Origin of the sequence: Vibrio sp. 10N.261.52.A1 (genome assembly GCF_002876325.1) — a bacterium.
GTDB classification, from domain to species: domain Bacteria; phylum Pseudomonadota; class Gammaproteobacteria; order Enterobacterales; family Vibrionaceae; genus Vibrio; species Vibrio chagasii.
Map to the genome: position 1 here is coordinate 1 of NZ_MCYD01000514.1, position 5,886 is coordinate 5,886.

General features: G+C 44.1%; 4 protein-coding genes. 2 read left to right on the forward strand and 2 right to left on the reverse strand.

The genetic code is table 11. The features are described from left to right. The first annotated feature begins 423 nt into the window (after positions 1-423). The gene (gene nrfA / locus BCT81_RS06760) at positions 424-1,854 is read left to right on the forward strand and encodes an ammonia-forming nitrite reductase cytochrome c552 subunit (RefSeq protein WP_032498631.1); all 1,431 of its coding nucleotides are present in this window, start codon (positions 424-426) and stop codon (positions 1,852-1,854) included. Positions 1,855-1,980: 126 nt separating this feature from the next. Further along, a complete protein-coding gene (locus BCT81_RS06765; RefSeq protein ID WP_102423620.1) occupies positions 1,981-2,325 on the forward strand; it encodes a rhodanese-like domain-containing protein in 345 nt (114 codons plus the stop codon). Between the two features lie 26 nt (positions 2,326-2,351). Here the strand turns inward: BCT81_RS06765 and BCT81_RS06770 are convergent, their stop codons facing one another. Further along, on the reverse strand, positions 2,352-2,981 hold the full coding sequence (locus BCT81_RS06770; RefSeq protein ID WP_102423621.1) for a tetratricopeptide repeat protein: 630 nt from the start codon (positions 2,979-2,981) through the stop codon (positions 2,352-2,354). Positions 2,982-3,149: 168 nt separating this feature from the next. Further along, on the reverse strand, positions 3,150-5,792 hold the full coding sequence (gene gyrA, locus BCT81_RS06775) for a DNA topoisomerase (ATP-hydrolyzing) subunit A (RefSeq protein WP_102423622.1): 2,643 nt from the start codon (positions 5,790-5,792) through the stop codon (positions 3,150-3,152). Positions 5,793-5,886 lie beyond the last annotated feature (94 nt).

Genomic DNA, 5,886 nt, shown 5'->3' on the forward strand with positions numbered 1-5,886 from the left:
CAAAAGTACCCTTAAACGATATTATTACCGTTTAAATGATATCAATTCTTATTTTGGATAAGCCACAACGCTTTCTATATTTAGGATATACCCCTAATTAGGTAATGCGAAATATGCAACGGGTAATATGTGAACACAATCACCCTATTTATTACAGGGGCATACTCGCTAATTCACTGTTATATATGATAATAATTCTCAATTAATTTCTTTCCACTTACCACTCACATACCCCTTTAGGGTTATATAAACTTCAACGTGATTAAAGTCACTACCATTAATTGATCTAAAACAAGCAAACATCCGACTCGTAACAAAATGTGTTTATTTATGAATTAATATAAACAGCAATTCTCCAATTCTTAATTTCAATAGCAAACTCACAACGCTTGGTATAAAAATCAGTATATTGGAGATATCACTGTGAAAAAGCATTGGATACGTAATTCGGTCACAGCACTATTAATGGTTAGCGCGTCACTCGCAAGCGCGACCAGTTTTGCTGCGTCTGAACAAAAAGAAATTGGTGATCCTCGTAACGACCAGTTCGAGCAAAACCACCCTGATCAATATCATTCATGGAGACAAACATCAGAGAGCGAAGCCATTGAAGACGCACTAAAAGAAGATCCAAACATGGTTATTCTATGGGCTGGCTACGGTTTCGCGAAAGACTACAACAAAGCCCGCGGCCACTTTTATGCGGTTGATGATGTAAGACAAACCCTTCGTACTGGCGGACCAACCGACGAAAACTCTGGCCCAATGCCAATGGCGTGTTGGAGCTGTAAAAGCCCAGACGTGGCTCGTGTAATTGAAGAGCGTGGTGAAGACGGCTACTTCGAAGGTAAATGGGCTCGTCTTGGCAGTGAAATTGTCAATCCTATTGGTTGTGCTGACTGTCATGATACTCAGAGCGAAGGCTTTAAGAATGGCGAACCAGCACTAAAAGTTACTCGTCCTTATGTTGAGCGTGCATTCGATGCGATCGGCAAGAACTTCGAAGAACAGGGTCGCTTTGACCAACAAGCTTCTGTTTGTGCACAGTGCCACGTGGAATACTATTTCACAGGTCCAACGAAAGGCGTTAAGTTCCCTTGGGATAAAGGCACTCGTGTTGAACAGATGGAAGAGTACTACGATGAGATCGGCTTTAAAGATTGGACTCACAAAGTCTCTAAAGCACCTATGCTAAAAGCTCAGCACCCAGGTTACGAAACTTGGCGCGAAGGCATTCACGGCAAGAACAACGTTGCTTGTGTTGACTGTCATATGCCTAAAGTAACGAAAGAAGATGGCACCGTTTATACCGACCATAAAGTAGGTAACCCGTTTGACCGCTTCGAAGACACCTGTGCTAACTGCCATACTCAATCTAAAGAGACCATGCGTAACATCGTTTCAAGCCGTAAAGCACAAGTGCTAAACATGAAGCTTACTGCAGAGAAACAAATCGTAGCCGCTCACTTTGAAGCCGGCGCAGCATGGGAAGCAGGTGCAACAGAACAAGAGATGGCACCTATCTTACAAGATATCCGCCATGCTCAATGGCGTTGGGACTACGCTATCGCATCTCATGGTGTTCATATGCATGCACCAGAGGTTGCTCTAGAAGTTCTAGGTACAGCTGTTGACCGTGCAGCAGACGCGCGTACTAAGATTGTTCGTCTATTAGCGAAGAAAGGCATTACCGATCCAATCGAAATTCCAGATATCTCAACCAAGGAAGCGGCTCAAAAAGCGCTTGGAATGGATATGGATAAAATGAATGCTGAGAAGCAACACTTCTTAGACACTGTGGTACCTAAGTGGGAAGAGCAAGCTGAAAAGCGTGAAGCTAGCTACGAATACTAGTTCCTCCAAATAGACCAATAAGAGAAAACCAGTCACACTATAGTAGTGTGGCTGGTTTTTTTAGATTTGGGCACGCTCAACCGTCCCAACTTCACATGACCTTTTAGCTAATTCAAGGAACAAAGAATGAAGCACTTACTTTCTCTTTCAGCATTATGCATCGCACTATTAAGTTCAGGACTTCGCGCCTCAGAACGAGCAGAAACAGGATGGGAAATGATAAAGGAAGGTGCGCTGATCGTTGATGTCAGGACACCAGAAGAGTTCAAGCAAGGGCATCTTGATAATGCGATTAACTACCCTCTTTCTGAGGTTACAACGCACTTTGCTAGCATAGACAAAGCTCAGCCTATAGTTTTGTATTGCCGCAGTGGTAACCGCTCAGGGCAAGCTTACCAGTATTTGAAAGCTCAAGGGTTTACACAGATCCACAACGCCGGCGGTTTAATTGAGATGCAGGGAAGTAAATAACTTAAAGGTTTGAGGTGATATCAAGCTTAATGGATCATCTGTTTAGCTTGGTTGATCGAATGAATAATAGAGACACGATCAATACCTTTCTGGTTAGAATCGAGGATTTGAGTCCATGCGTCGATCGCTTGTTGATAGCGCATACTGATGAAGTGATCGGTCGCTATCAACATCAATGCCGTACGATCGTTGGGATCAAGAACCATAGATTGCTTTAGTAGTCCTTTCACATCATCACTCATCGCCTGTGAACTCAGATAATACAAGGCACTCGCTTTAGCTGCGTAAAGCCCAGAAGGCGCCTCTGGATCTAAACGAATCGCGTAGTCGTAACAGGTATAGGCTGCGTCAAACTCCCCTTTCTGCATATAGACACCACCTAATTTAAACCATAGGTCTGATTGATTAGGATCTTGCTTAAGGCTTTGCTGAAGTTCGTTTTGGAAGTCTGTTGCCGTGTAACTACTGTCATCATCAGAAGAGAGTTGAGGAGTCACTTGCTTCATCTGCGACCAAACCAGAACGCTGGCTAGTATTGCAACAAGTGAGATAACAAGATTACCTTTGAGATTATTGGTATTTCTGTTTGATGCAACCACGATCACCACCAAGAACAAGCTCATTAGCAGCAAAGCAATCAGTAACCAGATATCCATTCCACTCTCCTTTCATCGACCTTTTTACTCTACCTTTTTCTCACTAAAACAATATTGATCGAGGTTTAGCTATTGGCTTTAAAACAAGTCACCGGCGAATTTTAGGTAATAAAAAACCGAGCACAACGGCTCGGTTTTTTGTCTCGCCTATCTTAGAGAAGTGAAAGATTACTCTGTGTCTTGCTCGCTATCAGAAGCGTCTGATGCTTGCTCTTCACTTGACTCAGAAACCACTGGTGTTTCAGCGTTTGCTACTTCAGCTTCGCCTTCAATTACCTCTGCTTCTTCTACTTCGTCGATACGTTGTAGACCTACAACATTCTCGTCGTCAGAAGTACGAATCAGTGTTACACCTTGAGTGTTACGACCAACTTGGCTCACTTCCGCAACGCGAGTACGTACTAGCGTACCTGCGTCGGTGATCATCATCATTTCATCGCCTTCTTCAACTTGAACTGCACCAACAACTGGGCCGTTACGTTCAGAGACTTTGATAGATACTACACCTTGCGTTGCACGACCTTTCGTTGGGTATTCTGCTAGCTCAGTACGCTTACCGTAACCGTTTTGAGTCACAGTTAGGATATCGCCTTCGTTAGAAGGAACAATCAGTGATACCACTTGATCGTCTTCTGGTAGCTTCATACCACGAACACCAGAGGCAGTACGGCCCATTGCACGTACTTTGTCCTCGTTAAAGCGAACAACTTTGCCCGATTTAGAGAACAGCATGATGTCGCTATCACCGTTAGTGATGTCAACGCCAATCAATGAATCGTCTTCACGTAGGTTAACTGCGATTAGGCCGTTAGCACGTACGTTTGCGAATTGATCCAGAGATGTCTTCTTAACAGTACCGTCACCGGTTGCCATGAAGATGAACTTGTCGTTAGAGAACTCAGATACAGGCAAAATAGCCGTAATGCGTTCACCTTCTTCTAGAGGAAGAATGTTAACGATAGGCTTACCACGAGCAGTACGACTTGCTAATGGTAGTTGGTAAACTTTCAGACGGTATGTCTTACCACGCGTAGAGAAACATAGGATGTTGTCGTGAGTATTAGCAACAAGCAGACGCTCAATGTAATCCTCATCTTTCATCTTAGTTGCGCTCTTACCTTTACCACCACGGCGCTGAGCTTCGTAGTCGCTTAGGATTTGATACTTAACGTAACCTGCGTTAGAAAGCGTTACTACAACGTCTTCTTGAGCGATTAGCTCTTCCATGTCGATATCGTGAACCGCTGCTGTGATTTCTGTACGACGCTCGTCGCCATAGATTTCACGTACCGCTTCAAGTTCTTCACGGATCACTTCCATCAAACGCTCAGTGCTTGCAAGAATGTGCATTAGCTCAGCGATTTCTTCTAGAAGTGCTTTGTATTCGTCTAGAATCTTCTCGTGCTCAAGGCCAGTTAGGCGGTGAAGACGAAGTTCTAGAATTGCTTGTGCTTGTGTCTCCGTTAGGAAGTATTGACCATCGCGGATGCCGTATTGGTCTTCTAACCAATCAGGACGAGCTGCGTCAGTACCTGCACGCTCAAGCATTGAAGCCACGTTACCAAGATCCCAACCACGAGACACTAAGCCAATTTTAGCTTCTGCCGGTGTTGGAGCGTTCTTGATAAGTTCGATAACTTCATCAATGTTAGCAAGTGCTAGAGACAATGCTTCAAGGATGTGTGCACGGTCACGCGCTTTCTTCAGTTCGAAGATAGTACGACGTGTCACAACTTCGCGACGGTGGTCAACGAAGCACTTAAGCATGTCTTTTAGGTTAAACAACTGTGGTTGGCCATTGTTTAGAGCAACCATGTTGATACCAAAAGTCGTTTGCAGCTGAGTTTGTGCGTATAGGTTGTTCAGAACAACTTCACCCACAGCGTCGCGCTTACATTCAATAACAATACGCATACCATCTTTATCAGATTCGTCACGTAGAGCACTGATGCCTTCTACTTTCTTATCTTTAACCAGCTCAGCAATTTTCTCGATCAGACGAGCTTTGTTTACTTGGTAAGGGATCTCAGTAACGATAATGGTCTCTTTACCATTCTTGTCAGCTTCGATGTCCGCTTTTGAACGCATGTAAACTTTACCGCGGCCAGTCTTGTATGCATCTACGATGCCTTTACGACCACTGATAAGTGCTGCTGTCGGGAAGTCAGGACCAGGAATGTAGTCCATTAGCTCATCAATCGTGATCTCTTCATTATTGATAAGTGCTAAACAGCCATCAACAACTTCACCTAGGTTATGAGGTGGGATGTTGGTAGCCATACCTACTGCGATACCAGAAGCACCGTTTACCAATAGGTTAGGAATTTTTGTCGGAAGAACTGCTGGGATTTGTTCAGTACCATCGTAGTTCGGTACGTAATCCACAGTTTCCTTATCAAGGTCAGCCAAAAGCTCGTGAGCAATTTTCGCCATACGAACTTCGGTATAACGCATTGCAGCCGCGGAGTCGCCATCGATAGAACCAAAGTTACCTTGGCCATCAACTAGCATGTAACGCAGTGAGAACGGTTGAGCCATACGAACAATTGTGTCGTATACAGCACTATCACCATGCGGGTGGTATTTACCGATTACATCACCTACTACACGAGCAGACTTTTTATATGGTTTGTTCCAATCATTACCTAGTACATTCATCGCGAACAAAACGCGGCGGTGTACTGGTTTTAGGCCATCACGCACATCTGGAAGGGCACGACCAACGATGACGGACATCGCATAGTCTAGGTATGAACCTCTAAGCTCATCTTCAATATTTACGGGCGTGATCTCTTTCGCTAGATCGCTCATAGAGCCATTTTCCCTCTATAGTCAGATCGTATATTTGAATACGTATAAGACCGAAAAATATAACACAAATTTACCTACGGAGGCATCACTTTCC